Below are 16,389 nucleotides of genomic sequence, written 5' to 3' on the forward strand. Positions count from 1 at the left end.
CTATAACGTGGAGATAACTATCCTACGCGGTTTACCGCGCAGTACCGGTTCATTGCAGGTTTGAGACCATTCCGGTAGCAGGTCACAATGAACCTAACACCTGTTTGTTTCCTGATCCCAGGTAAAGAGAGCAGCGTGTGAAGAATGAGGAGAGTATCGAGAATGGCAAGCTGCCGGAATGGGGTGCTCGCGCGATTCCGCCAGATCGAGATAATGTGAATTGCTCTGAGAAGGTGGTCCTGCAGAACAAACTCCTCCGTGGCTCGAATACAAGCAAGGCTGTCCAATACTTTTAGTTGTCCAATAATGATGGACAACTAAAAGTATTGGACATACCTTGACATATCTTCTTTAGACAAACTAACATTGTCCAATGTATTCAAATGTCCAATAAAAGTGGACGGTCTCCAAAAATGGACAAAATGCCTGCCGCCGAGAAAGAAATGCTGCGTAACGCCATCAAGGCGGCGCAGCGCCACGGCTTGGCAATCGAACTGATCAAAGAAACTCTCCAAACAAAGCATCCTCAAGCCGGTGTAGTAGCATGTGTTCGCCAGGGCGATCAGGAGATGAAGTATCTGATCGAATGCAAACGTAACCTGCGCCCTGCCACCCTTGGCGTCACCCTGCACCAAATGGACCGCCTCGGCCAGCCGGCGATACTGATCACCGATTACGTCCTACCCGACCTGGCCGACGAGCTGAAGGAACGCGGCATCCCTTTTCTGGATGCGGCAGGCAATGCCTATATCAAGCAGGCAAACCTGCTGATCTGGATAAAGGGGCAAAAACCCACCGTCAAAGCGACCGTCGTTAACCCTGGACGTGCTTTCCAGCCGACCGGCCTACAGCTGATTTTTACCTTGTTGTGCAATCCGCAGGCAATCAACCTCCCCTATCGCCAACTGGCAAAGATGGCGGGCGTGGCGCACGGCACCGTCGGATGGGTGATTCCGGACCTTCAGCAGCTTGGCTTTGTGCGCGACCTACAAGGCAAGCGCGGTACCCGGCGCTTGTTCGAGCATGAACGCCTGCTGAATCAGTGGGCGGATGCCTATGCCCGCGTGCTGCGGCCGCGCACCTTGATCGGCCGGTACTATGTCGCGGGCTTCGAGGGATGGAAAAATTGGCCGCTTGCGGAATACGGTGCCTTATGGGGCGGCGAACCTGCCGCGGCAATGCTGACCGAATATCTGCGCCCCGGCGAACTGACGGTCTACGCCGAAAAAATGCCTAGCCTGCTGGCAGCACGGCAAAAATTCATGAAGGAAGCCGGACCTCACCATATGGCCGCCGTGGAAGTGCGCAAGCGCTTTTGGAACTTTCCCGGCGACCCGGACCATATCAACATGGTCCCGCCTTTGCTGGTCTACGCCGACCTCTTGGCAACGGGCGATGCACGCTGTATTGAAACCGCAAAGATGATTTATGACGTCTATGTCGCTCGACTTTTCACAGAAGAGTGATCTTATTCCACTCGCTACCGTCGTGCAGGCTTTGCAGGTAGTCGCACAACCACTTGGAATTGATTATTTTTTGATGGGTGCCGCAGCACGCGACTTAATGCTGCAGCATGCGCACAAAATTGCGCCGTCCCGCTTGACCGAGGACGTGGACTTTGCAGTAAGCGTGCTGGACTGGCAAAGCTTTGAATCGCTTCGTGCAGCGTTGCTTGCCTCAGACCAGTTCTCTGGAAGACCCGGTCCGGCAATTCACAAGCTACGCCATAAGGCAACCGGATTACCTTTGGATATCGTACCATTCGGCGGCGTTGAAAATGCGGACCGCACGATCAGCTGGCCGCCGGACCATCACACCGTATTTGATTGTTTTGGCGCGAGGGAAGCATTTGAAGCCGGCATCCCGGTGCGACTACCAATTAATGTGACACTGCGCGTTGCATCCATTCCTGCCTTGGCGCTGCTAAAGATCACCGCTTGGAAAGACCGAAAGCATTCCCATCCCGGGCGCGATGCGGGCGACTTATTGCTCTATGTTCGTAATTACATGGATTGCGACAACTACGATCGCGCGGCACAAGACCACAGCGATTTATTCACAACGGACGATTATGACCATGAATCAACCGGTGCGCGATTGCTAGGGCGCGATATTGCAAACTTACTGGATAAACAATCCATTGAACCCGTCCTGTCGATACTGCTACCGCAAGCCGATACCGGCGGTCCTTTGCTACTTGCACAGCAATCTGGCCTTGATCTTGAACATGCCCGAAGGCTCATCGAAGCACTCTGCGATGGCCTGACCGACAATTTGTAGGATTAACACGAACTCCACCACCATGGGAAATAAGGGGGCTGGGTCGCATTAAAAAGAGCTGCAGCCGCAACTTTGGCTCGCGCCGTATGCATTACCTGTAGCTGTCGATGAGGCGATGGTGCCGGTCACTACGCCTCGCATCCTGGATGCGCGTCTAGTTGACGCTGAGACGGCAAGCGATTCTCAATTCTGCAGCTGAGGTATTCCAGGAAACCGGCTTCAATCGCACCTCGATTGCGGGCATCTGCCAGCGTGTCGGATATTCAAAGGCCACCCACGAGGCACTGGATCCGACGATGGAAGACATACATCAGGCTTTGTCGAGCTTCGGCACAAGGCTGCTGACGCTGCTGTACTCGCCGCAGGTGCAGGCAGTGCGCCGGCTTGTGGTCTCGGAAGCCGGCCGCTCGGACTTGGGCAAGAATGAGCTTTCCCCGAAATTTCGTCTTCCAGAGGTGACGTAAAATCAACGTTACTTTGGAAGAGCAAGAAATGAAGAAGATACCAAAACAGGCATACACGACCGAGTTCAAGGAGCTGGCTGTCAAGCGCGTTTCGGAGGGGCAGGCGATCGTGGCGGCGGCGAAGGGACTGGGGCTCAATGAACAGACGCTGCGCAATTGGGTCAAGGCCGCTGCGTCCGGCAAACTGACCGGGGCGGGCAGCAAGGTCGTCACACCGGAAGCGATGGAACTATCCCGGCTGCGTGCAGAGAACGCCCGCCTCAAGCGGGAGAACGAAATCATAAAAAACCGCCCCACGCGGTTGCCCGCGACCCTTATGAATAGAAACTTCAGGCGAGTACACTGGACGCACGCACGGACCGTGGCCGTAAGCTTCTTGGAGGTATGAACCCCGTCAAAAAACCTGGCCCAGGGGAAGCTGCGGACTCATCTGTGGCGGCGCCTCCGGGCGACCCCGTTTAGGAAATTGATTTAATCCGAGTCCCCGTCCTGTGCTTGAGCATTCAGGAGGTGGACCATGCCACAAGACCGAACAAGATCCAAGCCCGCCGGGCTGCCGATCATTCACCCGTTCGCCGCCGGTATCGACATCGGAGCGCGATTCCATGTCGTCGCCGTCAGTCCCGATTTGTGCGACGAACCCGTCCAGACATTCCAGGCATTTACCAGCGACCTGCAACGCATGGCCGACTGGCTCGTCGCAACGGGCACCAAGACTGTCGTGATGGAATCAACCGGCGTCTACTGGGTTGCCGCCTATGAAGTCCTCGAATCGCGGGGGCTCGACGTCGTCCTGGCCAATGCCCGCGAGGCGCGCGCCGTCCCCGGCAGGAAGAGTGACGTCAATGATGCACAATGGCTGCAGAGGCTGCATGCCTGCGGGCTGTTACGTGCGAGCTTTCGTCCCGGCCGTGCTATTGCGGAATTGCGTGCCTACCTGCGTGCCCGCGAACGGCACACCGATTACGCTGCTGCGCATATCCAGCATATGCAGAAGGCGCTGACCTTCATGAACATTCAGCTCCATCACGTGATTTCCACCATAACTGGCGTCACTGGCATGCAGATCATCCGCGCCATCGTTGCCGGCGAACGCGATCCCGACAAGCTGGCGGCGATGCGCGACGTCCGTTGCCAAGCCAGCGCCGAGACCATCCGCGGCGCTCTCGTTGGCAACTACCAACCAGAACATGTGTTTGCCTTGAAACAGGCACTTGCGCTCTACGATTTTTATCAGCACTGCATCGACGAGTGCGATGCCGAGATCGAGCGCAGCGTTGCACGGCTCAATATGGAGCGCCCCATGCCGAAAGCGCCATTGCCAAAGGCCAAGCACCGCACCAGGCAGCCGAGCGATCCGAACTTCGACGTGCGCTCGGCCATGTACCAGCTTGCAGGCACCGATCTGACCCAGATCCATGGCATCGGCCCGTTCCTGGCGTTGCGTCTGATTGCCGAATGTGGAACGGATCTGAGTCGCTGGCCCACCGCCAAGCATTTCACCTCATGGCTCACGCTGTCGCCGGAATGCAAGATCAGCGGCGGCAAAGTGCTGTCCGCGCACACCCGCAAGACCAGCAGCAGGGTCACCGTCGATCTGCGGCTGGCGGCAGTCAATGTGGGAAAGACCAATACCGCGCTCGGTGCATTCTACCGGCGCCTTGCCGCACGCATCGGCAAAGCCAAGGCCGTGACCGCGACCGCGCGCAAGATCGCCGTCCTGTTCTACAACACGATGCGGTATGGCATGGACTATCGTGATCCAGGCGCAGACCACTACGAGCAACAGTATCGTGATCGCGTCATCAAGCAACTGCATCGTCGTGCCGCGCAATTTGGATTTGCACTACAACCCCAGAATTGCCAAGCAAGCAGGTGAGTTTCTTAGGAAAGCAGCGGCGTACTTCGCGCGGGATGTTCTGTGAGGTACGCCTGGATCGACGCGCACGGCAAGGCCTTTGCGCTGACGGAAATGTGTGCAGTGCTCGACGTCAGCGTCAGCGGCTATCGTGCCTGGAAACGCGGCGGCACACCTGGTCGCAAACGGTTGACGGATGCGCAGATGCTGGCCGTGATTCGCGCCCTGCATGCCGAACTCAAAGGGGCATACGGCAGTCCGCGCATGCTCCGGGAGCTGCGCCTGCGCGGCTTTACAGCCGGCAAAGCGCGCGTCGAGAGATTGATGCGCGAGAACGGCATTCATGCCCGCCACAAACGGCGCTACAAGGTCACCACGGACTCGAAACACGGTCTGCCGGTGGCGGACAATCTGCTCGACCGCAATTTCACGCCGGCGGCGCCTAACCGCGTCTGGACGTCGGACATCACGTACCTGTGGACCGATGAAGGCTGGCTGTACCTGGCCATCGTTCTGGATCTGTTCAACCGGGAAGTGGTTGGCTGGTCGCTCAAGCCGCGCATGACCGCCGATCTGGTGACCGACGCATTGACGATGGCCTGGTTTCGCCGCCGGCCGGAGCCGGGCGTGTTGCATCATTCGGATCGCGGCAGCCAATACGCCAGCCAAACCTTTGCCGACAAGCTCAAGGAATATGGCATGACGTGCTCGATGAGCCGCAAGGGCAACTGCTGGGACAATGCCCCGACCGAGAGCTGGTTCAACAGTTTCAAGAATGAGCGGGTTCACGGCATCCGTTACGCAACCCATGCCGAAATGAAGGCTGCCAGCTTCGACTACATCGAGGTGTTTTACAATCGCAAGCGCCAGCATTCGACCCTCGGTTACCGCTCGCCAATCCAGTACTTGGAACGCTGGATCAGTGAGCAGCATCAGGAAAAACTGGCTGCATAAAGAACACCTGTTGGAAGACGAAGAACCGAGGGAACCACACACACGGCCTCGGTCGAGGCTGTGTGCAAACGATATTTGCATAGGTAATAAAGAGGTTCGCTGCAAATATTAGGAGAAACACGGGTATTAAATGGCCTGTAGGCCTATGTCTTCATCGCCTTAATCAGCGCTTCGGCTCCCAGAATATTTATCATCCGCTTCATGTTGTAAGCCAGGACGTGCAAGCTCATCTCAGTTCGCACCTTCGGCAGCCTCTTCATCAGGAAATGCGTCGCTCCCATTCATGCCTTGAGCGTGCCAAAGGGATGTTCGGCTGTGCTTCGTCGTATCCGCGCTGCGTCCGGGCGGTTGATCAGATGACTCTGCTGTCGCGGGATTGTTCCTCGAACGCTACAAAGCGGGCCAACATCTTGATGTGCTCAATAGCACACTCGACATATTAGAAAGGAGGTTCTGTGACGGGAACGGCGCGGAGGGATACCGCCGTGACGGGCCAGTCGTCTGCGGGCACTTTATGTATGGCTCTGACGATTCCGATCTTGATGACGCGCGTGTTCTTGAACAGCGCAACGTATCCGGGATGGTTACCGAGTTCCTGCGTCTGATAAGGGAAGGGATGAGCAGTCCTTAACAGGCAATAAAACGGCCTGTATCCCCGCATCCGAAGTATTAAATCTCTCAAGCTTCCACAATTGAGTCGGCAGTCCAGTACGACTCACTCCATGCCACTTCACGTGCGTGCCGCGAAGTGCGTGCATTAAGTTACCGTCTGTCATAAGATTGCTTTTTGGCTAAGATGGACGGCATGCTTTCGTTTTGGCGCAGCTGCAGCAATTGCTCGCCGGCGCATTGGCCCTCCAGGCAGAACAATGCAACAGGAAGAACAAGAACATGGAACCAAGCCTCGTCTATAGCAGAAGCGATTCCGAAGACGCGTATGGATTGATCCGCCTGGTGGCAATCAACTCCTACAAAAAATATCAGGCGCGAGCGCTCTACGTTGACAATCACACGCATGTTTCGGGCCGCAACGGCCGCGGAAAAACCACCTTACTGCGCCTGATCCCGCTGTTCTATGGCGAGCAGCCGTCCAAAATGGTGAAACCGTCTGGTGAGGTGCTACGGTCCATTCGCGAATACCTGTTCGACTCGTTATCCTCCTACCTGGTGTTTGAATACCGCAACCACGACGGCATCAAGCTGGTGATCATGTATTACGGAAGCGCCGATAGTCCGTCGTATATCCTGTGTGACGGCCCCTATGTAAGCGAACTGTTTGTGGAAGACGGGCGATTCATCGAGAGTCGCCATTTGAATACACGGCTAAAGATCCACAAACGCAATCCAACTCCCTCGCTCGGCGTGATGGACTATCAATGCGTGATTCAGGGACGTGGCCAGACCCGAAATGAGGTGCGTGTATACAGTCGGCGGTTTGCTCTGGCGGAGAAAGGCAACCTGGCTGGTATCGAGAAAATTGCCAGTGCAATGTTCTTCAAGGACATCACCTTCCCGGCCCTCAAACGCATGGCCTATTCCGTCACGGAGGGCTATCAACCGGATCAGGTTCTGGGCACGTCCATGACGGAAAAGATGTTGACGCAGTTCTTCGTCAACTTCAAGGCATACCAGGCGGTCATGAAGCATGCGCAGGCATTTATCGACGGTACTAACGCTCAACTTCGCATTGCCGAGGCAAAACGGGAACGCCAGACCTTGTCCATCAAGGCCAATCTCTTGAGTCGCCACCTGCATGACGAAATCGAGGCCACCAACCAGGAGCTGGCCCGGATTCAGGACGCGTTCGCCGACGTGTCGAAAGCGCTGTATGAACAAAAACGGGGCTTTCTGTCGCGGCGTAGCGCCGCGGCGGCCGAGCACGAATCGGCCGTGCGCCTGATCGCGAAGGTAGACCGCGAAGAACAAGAATTCGCAGCCCGGGACATGGCGCGCTTGCGGAGTTTGGTTGCTGCCATCGGCACCCTCGAGCAGACGATCGACAATCGGCAGGACATGCTACGCAATCTGAGTGCGCAATCCGACGATATTCGCGGCAAGTACGCGCAGCAGGAAGCCGCGGTGCTCACGCAATACACGGAGCGACTGCGGCCGCTCGATGCCAAGCGCGACGGCGTTCGCGTACGGCTGACCGCAGAGCAGGAGCGGATAGAGCACGAACGCGCGTTGACCCAAGCGCTCTTTGGGACCTGGCGAGACGAACAGCTTTGCGCCTTCGACAACCGCTTGCACAAAGCACAGAAAGCGCTGGAAGATGCTCGACTAGTCCACGCCGGACTGCGCGAGGCAGATGAGTTTGCTGCGCGCCGCGACGAATTGAAGATCGCTGAACAGAACATCCGGGACGAACTGGAGCAGCTGCATTGCGAAGCCCGGCAAGTAGCCGATGAAATGCACGCTGCCAAGCTGCAGTTCGCGGCGCGGGACGTCGAATTCAATGCCGCTAACCGCATTCTTTCGGAGAAACAAGACCAGCTTGCTCGCCTTTTGTCGCTGGAGTCTCCAGCTGAAGGATCGGTGCTGCGTTTTCTGCGGGAAGCCATGCCCAATTGGTATGGCAATATTGGCCGGGTCGTGCGCGGCGACATCCTGCTGCGGACTGATCTCAATCCCACCGTGGCCGACGAGGCAGGCGTGTCGATATACGGACTCTCGCTCGACCTGGATAAAGTAGATGCCAGCCTTGCCGGACAGGAAGAAGCGTTGGCCGGGCAGATCGGCCGCGCGCGCACCGAGGTCGATCACCATCGCAGCCAAGCAGCAGCGATCGAATCGCACATGAGCAAGCTCACGAAGCAGATTAATGAGCTCGCCAGCGCACAGGCAGTCAATGACCATAAGCTTGTCGAACGGAAGAAGGCCGCTGAGCGGGTGCACGCTGCCGCAATTACCAATGACCGCGCTGCACACGAGGAACTGGGCGAGCGACGTGCCAGCCACGAAATGCGGATCAAGGAAGCGCGGTCCTCCGTGGATCTGCTGATGGCCGAGCAGACCGAGCTGAAAGGAGAAATCGACCGCCGCGGCTTGGCGCTCAAGACACAGTACAACCGTCGTCTAGATGAAGCGCGTCAGCTTGAAAAGGCGGAGCTGGATGCGATCAAGGCGGACATGGAGGCGCTGGAACAGGACAAGACCGATACCGTGCGGCGATTACGAGATGCCTGTGAGCAGGAGCTGCGCGCTGGCAGGAGCAATGTTGAAGGCTTGCGGCAAATCGAACAGCAGATTAAGTCGGAAAAAGCGACCCTCGAGGCCGCCCGCAATGCGCGCGCCGATGTTGAAAAATATGAACGCTGGCTGGACGTGGGACCAGGCGAAAGGCGGCAGGCACGCGAGTGTGCCGATCAGTACGCGTTGGAGTTGGCCGAACTGGACGAGGCGATCGCGCGCGCGGACAACCAGGCCGAGGCGACAAACCGGCTCTTGCGCGAGCGGCAGGAAAGTATCCAGAAGAAGCTGCAAGCGACCGCCGAGTGCCGGCGCCTGGTCGATGAGTTCCGGCGCACGCACAGCACCGAGGGTGACGGCTACGAGCTGGCGGACGGTTTTGAACCGATCGGCGCGTCGCTCGAAGGCATCGCCACCGCGTATGCCCGTGCCAGCGCACAGATGCTGCAGTTCCGTAATGAGCGCGACCAGAAGATACAGCCAATCCATAGCCTGTTTGCGCGCGCCGAACCTGACTCCCACATCGCGCAGGCAAGCCGGGACCTGCCACGGATATATTCGGACACCGAGCAGCAGAGTTCCGTGGCCGCAATCATCGACGTGTTAAAGCGCTGGTATGACAGTGGGCACGCCCAGTCCCGCGAGAGCCTGAACGGCGAATGTCGCGCCGCCTGCCAGCTGTTCGTGACCTACCTGGGTAAACTCCGGGACTTCCAGTCCAGAATGCTGTCGCTGTCGCGCCAGCTGCAAAATAGCCTCGATACCGAGATGGTGTTCGACGCGATACGCCGGGTGTCGATCCGGCTTTCAGGCCGTGTCGAGCGGGTGCCGTATTGGTCGCCCCTGAATGCCCTGGAGACCGAATTCAAACGCTGGGAAGAAACGGGTTGTGCCGGAATTCCGCCACAAAGCCTGATCAACCAGCTCGTCGGCCTGGCTGCACAGATCCCGGGCGGGCGTATCGAGGAGTCGCCGGAGAACCTGATCGACATGGAAATCATTGTCGATGACGGTACTGAAAAGCGGGTCAGCAACGAAACCGAGCTGAAGAACGTCTCCAGCAACGGCTTGAGTTCGATGATCCTGTGTATGATCTTTGTCGCGTTTGTGAATCGCGTGCGCCGCGACGACCAGGTATGGCTAACTTGGGCGCTGGATGAAATCGGCACTATCGATGCCGGCAACGCGAAGGCGCTACTGGAAATGCTGGCGCTGCACCGGATCCGGCTGATCTCGGCCAGCCCGGAAGGGCGGGAAAGCACGCTGGCAATGTTCAAGAATCATTACGAGATCCTGCCAGACTTCGAAATCCAACGCTGCGTGCCCGCACAACGGAGGCGCCATGTCGGCTAAACGAATCCAGCAACTAACCCGGCACTTTTTGGAAGGCGGCTTTATCAATATCGACACGCAGACGGAACTGTACGAATTCCTCGAAGATAATCCGTCCAATGTGGATCTGGTAAACCAGCTGCTTGGCGGCATCGGCGTCAAAATCGTTCATACCTCTAATGGCCGTACCTGGTATCCGGCTTACCTGCATCTGGACGACATTACCCGCAAGCAGATTGAAGAGACCGTGGTGGAGAATAAGCGACGACTGCGCCATCTAGTCAGTTTTTTTCGTCTCACGCTGGCAGCCACCGGCGGCGCGGCGCCGCAGGGCGGCGTGGCGTTCCGGGTGTCGACGATGTCGGAGGTAATCCACTCGAACTCAAGCCTCGTCGACACGCTCAAGCTGCTCTGCAGTCGGCTAACGGTCAATAGTGACACGGTGCAGGGCATGACCAATGCAGTGATCAAGTGGGCAGAACGCCAAGATCTTATCAAGGTGATCGATCCGGCGCATGGCGAATACCGGTTCTCCGGAAAGGTGGACTGGATCAACGATATGGTGAATTCCTTCGATGAATGCATCGAGCGCCAGCCCGACCAGGAAGCGCCCGAGAACATGCGCTTGTTCTGAGGGCGGCCATGGATGACCAGATTATCAGCCTTCTGGGCGCTCTCAATACCTGCAAGCAAGAGCTCGCGCAGGTGTACGCGAATCCGCAGGGCGTGCATTTCGATCCGGAGGCACAGGCGAGCCATATCGCTCGGCTGGTCGCCGTCAAGGCGGTGCGGATTGCACACGACGGCAGCTACCGACTCGATTCGCGGCTGAAAAAATTCTTCGATTGGGCGGTTAACCGGCGCAGCATCTATGGCAATTCGACCCACTACAGCGATATTTTGTCGAACCTGGAAACCGCAGTGACCGGCTACATGGAATCGCTGGTGCGCGCAGAAGCCACCGAGCTGGCCGAGAAACTCGGAATCGTGTTCGAGCTGTGCGACGACTTCGCGTCAGGGATGACCGAAGACATCGAACAGTTCCGGTTCGTGATCGAAACACAGCAGGGCTTTGCCGGCACCAGCATCGAAGAAAAGATCCTGTATAACGAAAACCGGATCAATCGCGCCAAGGAACTGCTTAACAATGTCGGCCGTGTGCGGGACCTCGGGTTTGCCGAGACTGTCGAGAACTATCCGGACGTGGCAGGCGTACTGCAAAAGGAATTGTTCAACCGCTATGAAGGGATCCAGACGCGGCTGTACCAGGTGCATTCGGCATTGTCGTCGACGTTGTTCGAGTTGCGAGGAGTTAATGTCGGCGCATTGCGCATCATCGCGCTCGACAACTACCTGTCCAAGCATCCCGATTTTACGGTGCCCGCGTGGGAAACGATGGAGGCGCCGCCGCAGTGGGCAACTATCTTCCCGGGGGTGAAGGTTAAAGCATATCCGGATCCCGCCAATGAGTCGTATTCGACCGCACTGGCGGCGATGGTGGCCGGGGTGTCCGACGACGCGCCGGTGTCGCAGCGCATGCGGCGCTCGAACGAAGCGTCCGACGAGGCCGACCCGCCGGAGAAGAAAATTCCGCTGTCGTATTTTTTACGATCGCTGTATCAGTTCACCGATGCAGTGCAGGAAGCAAGTTCGCTCGGCGCGGTCGCCTGGCTCGAAGCGCACCAAAATGCGTTTCCGTTTGGCGCCACGGTCTGGTTGCAGATCCTTTCCAATGAGCTCGGCAGCGGCGCGCTCGACGTCCCGTCGCATATTGCAGCGTCGCGCGTGACCGAAGTCGTCGACGATGAATGCCGCCTCACCGATATCATTTTTACCAATTCTGTGCAGATTTCCGTTAATGAGTGACATCTTGCAAAGTATGCTCGGCGTGCTAGTGCGCGCCTACCAATCCGGCAAAGACAAGCTGCCGGCGTCCAAGGCTGCACGCCACTTTGTTGAGGAATGCGGTTTCGGGACCGTGATCGGCTCCAGTTGGCATCTCGGGGAGCGCGACCGTAAGGCGATTCGCGCGTATTTGGTGGAATACCACGGGATCACCCACCCCGAGATAGTCGATTTCAGCTTCGCGGACAAGTCGCGTGTGGACGCTGCTGCCATCACGCCGCAGGAAAAATATGCCGGAGCCGGGCCCCATGAGGGTTATGTCCTGATGCGCGCGCCTTCCCGCACGATCCGCCTCAACGGTATTAGTACCCCGACTGCGGGACGCGCCTGCCTTTATATAGACGTGCGTGAAGTGCGGACTATCGAACACGATTGCCTGGTGATCGTAGAAAACTTTGAAGCGGTGAAATGCTTCGAGAATGTGATCTTCCATGATTTTCCTTATCACGATCCGCTGGTGGTCTTCCGCGGTGATGCTGCGTTTCCGTCGAACGGTGCGCGCGCGCTGGCGACCGGGGCCTCGGTGCCGGTAATCGCCTGGACCGACTTGGACCCGCAGGGAGTCAATATTGCGGCCAGCATTCCGAACGTGTGCGGTGCAGTATTCCCATCACAGTTCGAAGCGCTGTCGCGCGCGGACCTGTATGACCGCCAACGCTTCCTCCTCAAGGAATTAGCGGCGTATCCGGCTGGTTGGCGGGAACCCGTGGCGGCGATGACGCAGGTGAGGCGTTGTCTCACGCAGGAGACGATGATCGCCAGGCAAGTGCCGTGCAGTCTCTACTGGTGTGATGGCCACGCTTGAGTCTTGCAGCCGTCTGGCCTTCCCCCGTTTCGATGGACACTTCCGTCAGGCGCATTGTAGATTTTCAAACTTTGCCCGGCTAACATAACCCAAGGTGGAATGCCTTCGCATCGGATTGTAAAACGTAATCTAAGACGTCCGCACGCGCCTCATCCCTAGTGCGATACCGCTTCCTGTTCAGTCGTTCGGTCTTCCGTGTCGAGAAGAAGCTCTCCATTGCTGCGTTATCCCAGCAGTTCCCGCGCCGACTCATGCTGCAAACGATGCCATGTGATTCCAGCAGTCGCTGGAAGTCTTCACTGGTGTACTGCGAGCCTTGGTCAGAAAGATGCAGCACCGCCTGAGGCCGGCCATGCCGGAAGATTGCCATGAGCAACACATCCATGACCAGTTGCGCCGTCATCGTTGGCTGCATCGACCAACCACACGACGCGAATACAAGTCCAGAACAACCGCGACAAACAGCCAGCCTTCACCAGTCCAGACATACGTCAAAGCAGCTACTCGCTAACATCGACCAGCTGCGCGGCCGGTTTCCGCACACCCAGGACCTGTATCGCGAAGTGTGCGTGCTGCTGTTCTTCCGGTACGGTATCACCCCGACCACCAACAAGCTATACCAGCTGGTGCGCAAGGGCAGCATGAGCGCGCCGGCCGAGGCACTCAACAAGTTCTGGGAAGATTTACGGGACAAGAGCCGCGTGCGCATCGAGCATCGTGACTTGCCATAGTCACTGAAGACGGCTGCGGGCGAGCTCGTCGCGGCACTGTGGTCGTCAGCGCAGGGCGCCGCGCTCGAGGGGCAACTGCAGAATGCACGCAGTGAAAACGGCTGTTTGCTGCAGAGACTGGACGACGCGCAGCGGGAATTCAGTGCTGAACTGCACAAGCTTCGCGCGGCAGCAGAACTTACAGAGGAGCAATTTCGTGCGAGCAAAACCCGTGCATTAATGGAGATCGATCGTGAACGGACTTCAGCTGCGAAGCTGCGCAGCGAACTAGAATCGGTTCGCACATCAGCCGAACAGTCGGCGGAACAGCATCGCGCTGAGTTCACGGCATTACAGGAGCAGCTCGGCAACTACCGGCAACAAGTGGTGCAACTGGAAGGAAGTCTCAAGGCCGTTACTGTGAATCGCGATCTTGCCGTCGCAGACCTGAACTCGATTCGCAACACCTTACAGCACCGAATCGAAAGAATGAATACACTCAAGTCGAAGCGGTGCTACTGCGCGGACAACTCGACTGGGCGCATGCGACTGTGGATAAGCTTAAGCACGCGGCCAAGATATCCCGTCCTGCACGCAAGGTGAAGTGGTCCAACTCTGCGTAGTGTACGTTTGAAGATGAACGGAATTTTCCGCTGCCACGAGAGAGCTGTTAGCTGCGAGTCGCTCCGATCCTGTGACATGAGGGACTCGGCTTCCTGGCTCAGCGCTGCTTGTTGGCTTGGGACAGGACCGAGGCCGCTAGTTCCTTCGTCTCTTTGGCGTATCGGTCGCTGGCCAAAACGCGTGCGGCCTTGTCTTCCATCTTGACCCCGGTCTGCTTGTCGCCACTGCGCTGAGACAGTGCCGAAGCGGCCAGGCTCTTGGCCATTTGCGACGAACTGCTGCTTTGCAGCGTTTCAGATGCCAGTCGGCCAATTCGTGAGGACGTCTGCTTCGTGTTCTTTGACATCGCTGCTCCTTTTACATCAAGATTTGGAGACGGGCCGAAATGGCACCACCTTATTGCCTTGAGCCGGTTGGTCATCAACCGGCTTCTGGGTCGCTTTCAGTCGCGCAAATTCGACGACGTTGGTTTTTCCCCGGAAGTAGCCTTCGTGCAGTCCGGCGAGCGCTTCAACGTCGCGCGCAGCCAGTCCGATGTGCCTCGGGATGGCTTCTAAGGGCATCACCTTCTCTTCGACCAACAAATCAATGGTTCGACGGAGCAGGCGAGGTTGCTCCGGTCGACGGTCATCGTCACCGGGTTCGGATTTCGCCCCCCACCGAGCAGAGCGACGCTTGAAAAGCATCAGAGCGCCATCTTCATCCAGCAGCTCAAGAGCCTTCAGCCGCATGATGATCGCCGCCGCAGATACGCCCCAACGGCGCTTCAGCAACAGCAAATCATCCAGAGTCGGTGGCACGCGAACTTCGGTGGCAAATGTTTCCGCGGGCAGCAAAAATGCGCCAGCGAAACGATGCGCCTGCTGCTCCATGAGTTTGTGGCGGGCGCTGTCCGTCGTGCGCTGAATATGACGATGCAAAACAAGATGCCCGATCTCGTGGGCAAGATCGAAACGACTGCGGTACCCATTGTCTTTGTCGGCGGACAGGAGGACCAGCGGCCGCCCCAATACCTCGCTCCAAGCCGAAAGTCCCTCGATCTGCGCAATGCCGGTTTCCTCCCGGACGAGGATGACCCCAGCGCCTTCCACGGCAAGCGCCAAGTCTTGAATCGCCGAACGGCCCAGACGCCACAGGTCGCGGCATTCACAAGCAGCCTTCTCGATGTCCTCGGCAATGATCTCTTCCGGGTCGGTGTAATTACGAGAGGGTAAATTGACATCAGGGTAGTCAACATACTCCATTAAGGCGGCAGCCACGTCCTGGGCCCACTCAAGCCGGGCCTCAAGCATTGCTCGTGCCGCGACGTGTGCAGAAGCGTTGCTGCGAAAAAGCGGCAACGACAACTTCAACCCGGGCGCACGCGTAAACCATTCCGGCGTGACATTGACCACGCCCGCAAGGCGTTCAAGCGCATCACGTTCGGGGGCTTGCGTTCCCGCGCGCCACTTACTGACGGTCGCCGGTGAAACATCGACCATCGAGGCCAGCTGGACTTGAGTCAGACGACGGGCCGCAAGAATTTGGCTAAGTCGATCTTTCTGAAATCCCTGTACACCACCCCTGCTCATGATCCTGTTCCGTCTTTGTCTTGTTTTTTGCCAATGTTCTTTTTCAGCTTCGGTACGGCCAAGTCGTCTTGTCCCGCCGTCGGTTGCTGTTCGTATCGCTTGATGAATGCGTCAATGGGTTCCCGGAAAAGCCAGGCCTGCATGTGTCGATCTGGGACCGCGATTTCTATGGAGACGGGAGTATCCGGTTGGCTGTGCAGTGATCCGGCAAAGCAGGCCACGATGAACACGACCGCTTGAGAGGGCTCCACGTAGCCGGAAAATAGCCCGGGTTGAACCAGCGGCTCGATGGCTGCGTTCGCCAAGGACATCTGTTTTCGAGTTTCGCTACGCCGTCCGGTGTTCCAGACCCCATATTTAGTGTTAAACCGTGCCAAGGTGAAGATACCTGCCCGACCTGTGACGATCTGATTGCCGCGCAGCTGCGAAGGAGATGCGTTCGCGACGGCGAGTGCGCGATGGAACGACTCATTCATATGGAAGTGGCGCAATTGACCGACCACACTGGGCAAGTGCCCGTCATCCATTCCTCGTGCTGCAGCATAGGCGCGTTGAGCGCCGACCAGCTTAGCTTCTTCGAGGCCCATGACAAGCTCGCGGGGAATGTTTCTCACAAGCAGGTCATGGATCGTTTCTTGGTTTGACAAGGCCATCGGCAACTCCGTCATCGGATTTCGTTCAACGGGATTCTACAACG

General features: G+C 57.5%; 13 protein-coding genes and 4 pseudogenes. 12 read left to right on the top strand and 5 right to left on the bottom strand.

Annotated elements, in window-relative coordinates; genetic code table 11:
* The first annotated feature begins 383 nt into the window (after positions 1-383).
* The 6 genes and pseudogenes from ACYVIA_RS18680 to ACYVIA_RS18705 all read left to right on the top strand — a co-directional run.
* Entirely contained in the window at positions 384-1,466 is a 1,083-nt protein-coding gene (locus ACYVIA_RS18680; RefSeq protein ID WP_460843491.1) for a type IV toxin-antitoxin system AbiEi family antitoxin, read from the top strand.
* Positions 1,438-2,280, top strand: coding sequence for a nucleotidyl transferase AbiEii/AbiGii toxin family protein (locus ACYVIA_RS18685; protein ID WP_460843493.1), 843 nt, complete (start codon positions 1,438-1,440; stop codon positions 2,278-2,280). Before ACYVIA_RS18680 ends, ACYVIA_RS18685 begins: the two co-directional genes overlap by 29 nt.
* 158 nt (positions 2,281-2,438) lie before the next feature.
* Positions 2,439-2,744: a TetR/AcrR family transcriptional regulator gene (locus ACYVIA_RS18690; protein WP_460843494.1), complete on the top strand. Its 306-nt coding sequence runs from the start codon at positions 2,439-2,441 to the stop codon at positions 2,742-2,744.
* A 28-nt stretch (positions 2,745-2,772) separates the two neighbouring features.
* Positions 2,773-3,030: pseudogene (locus ACYVIA_RS18695) on the top strand (transposase); the annotation flags it as partial.
* Between the two features lie 231 nt (positions 3,031-3,261).
* Positions 3,262-4,623 carry an IS110 family RNA-guided transposase gene (locus ACYVIA_RS18700; protein WP_460843496.1) on the top strand — a complete coding sequence of 454 codons (1,362 nt, stop codon included), beginning with the start codon at positions 3,262-3,264 and terminating at the stop codon, positions 4,621-4,623.
* A 9-nt stretch (positions 4,624-4,632) separates the two neighbouring features.
* Positions 4,633-5,556, top strand: a pseudogene (locus ACYVIA_RS18705) (IS3 family transposase); the annotation flags it as partial.
* A 143-nt stretch (positions 5,557-5,699) separates the two neighbouring features.
* Here the strand turns inward: ACYVIA_RS18705 and ACYVIA_RS18710 are convergent.
* Positions 5,700-5,906 (bottom strand): annotated as a pseudogene (locus ACYVIA_RS18710) (transposase); the annotation flags it as partial.
* A 541-nt stretch (positions 5,907-6,447) separates the two neighbouring features.
* On the opposite strand from ACYVIA_RS18710, the gene ACYVIA_RS18715 reads away from it, so the two are divergent.
* Genes ACYVIA_RS18715 through ACYVIA_RS18730 form a run of 4 tightly spaced genes read left to right on the top strand, consistent with a single transcriptional unit; the run spans position 6,448 to position 12,787 of the window.
* The gene (locus tag ACYVIA_RS18715) at positions 6,448-10,098 is read left to right on the top strand and encodes an ATP-binding protein (RefSeq protein ID WP_460843497.1); all 3,651 of its coding nucleotides are present in this window, start codon (positions 6,448-6,450) and stop codon (positions 10,096-10,098) included.
* Entirely contained in the window at positions 10,088-10,711 is a 624-nt protein-coding gene (locus tag ACYVIA_RS18720) for a condensin complex protein MksE (protein WP_460843499.1), read from the top strand. The genes ACYVIA_RS18715 and ACYVIA_RS18720 overlap by 11 nt, the downstream gene beginning before the upstream one ends.
* An 8-nt stretch (positions 10,712-10,719) precedes the next feature.
* Positions 10,720-11,943, top strand: coding sequence for a hypothetical protein (locus ACYVIA_RS18725; protein ID WP_460843502.1), 1,224 nt, complete (start codon positions 10,720-10,722; stop codon positions 11,941-11,943).
* Positions 11,936-12,787: a DUF7281 domain-containing protein gene (locus ACYVIA_RS18730; protein ID WP_460843503.1), complete on the top strand. Its 852-nt coding sequence runs from the start codon at positions 11,936-11,938 to the stop codon at positions 12,785-12,787. The genes ACYVIA_RS18725 and ACYVIA_RS18730 overlap by 8 nt, the downstream gene beginning before the upstream one ends.
* Before the next feature lie 45 nt (positions 12,788-12,832).
* Here ACYVIA_RS18730 and ACYVIA_RS18735 read toward each other — a convergent pair.
* Positions 12,833-13,291 (bottom strand): annotated as a pseudogene (locus ACYVIA_RS18735) (IS3 family transposase); the annotation flags it as partial.
* A gap of 65 nt (positions 13,292-13,356) precedes the next feature.
* Here ACYVIA_RS18735 and ACYVIA_RS18740 point away from each other — a divergent pair.
* The gene (locus tag ACYVIA_RS18740; protein ID WP_460843506.1) at positions 13,357-13,518 is read left to right on the top strand and encodes a DNA-binding protein; all 162 of its coding nucleotides are present in this window, start codon (positions 13,357-13,359) and stop codon (positions 13,516-13,518) included.
* 105 nt (positions 13,519-13,623) lie between these two features.
* A complete protein-coding gene (locus ACYVIA_RS18745; protein ID WP_460843508.1) occupies positions 13,624-14,100 on the top strand; it encodes a hypothetical protein in 477 nt (158 codons plus the stop codon).
* Between the two features lie 118 nt (positions 14,101-14,218).
* Here ACYVIA_RS18745 and ACYVIA_RS18750 read toward each other — a convergent pair whose 3' ends face one another.
* The 3 genes from ACYVIA_RS18750 to ACYVIA_RS18760 are packed head-to-tail and all read right to left on the bottom strand — an operon-like array spanning position 14,219 to position 16,360.
* Positions 14,219-14,467: a hypothetical protein gene (locus ACYVIA_RS18750; RefSeq protein WP_460843510.1), complete on the bottom strand. Its 249-nt coding sequence runs from the start codon at positions 14,465-14,467 to the stop codon at positions 14,219-14,221.
* A 16-nt stretch (positions 14,468-14,483) separates the two neighbouring features.
* The gene (locus tag ACYVIA_RS18755; RefSeq protein WP_460843512.1) at positions 14,484-15,692 is read right to left on the bottom strand and encodes an XRE family transcriptional regulator; all 1,209 of its coding nucleotides are present in this window, start codon (positions 15,690-15,692) and stop codon (positions 14,484-14,486) included.
* Positions 15,689-16,360 carry an alpha/beta hydrolase gene (locus ACYVIA_RS18760; RefSeq protein WP_460843514.1) on the bottom strand — a complete coding sequence of 224 codons (672 nt, stop codon included), beginning with the start codon at positions 16,358-16,360 and terminating at the stop codon, positions 15,689-15,691. Before ACYVIA_RS18760 ends, ACYVIA_RS18755 begins: the two co-directional genes overlap by 4 nt.
* Positions 16,361-16,389 lie beyond the last annotated feature (29 nt).

Source organism: Noviherbaspirillum agri (assembly GCF_054780595.1).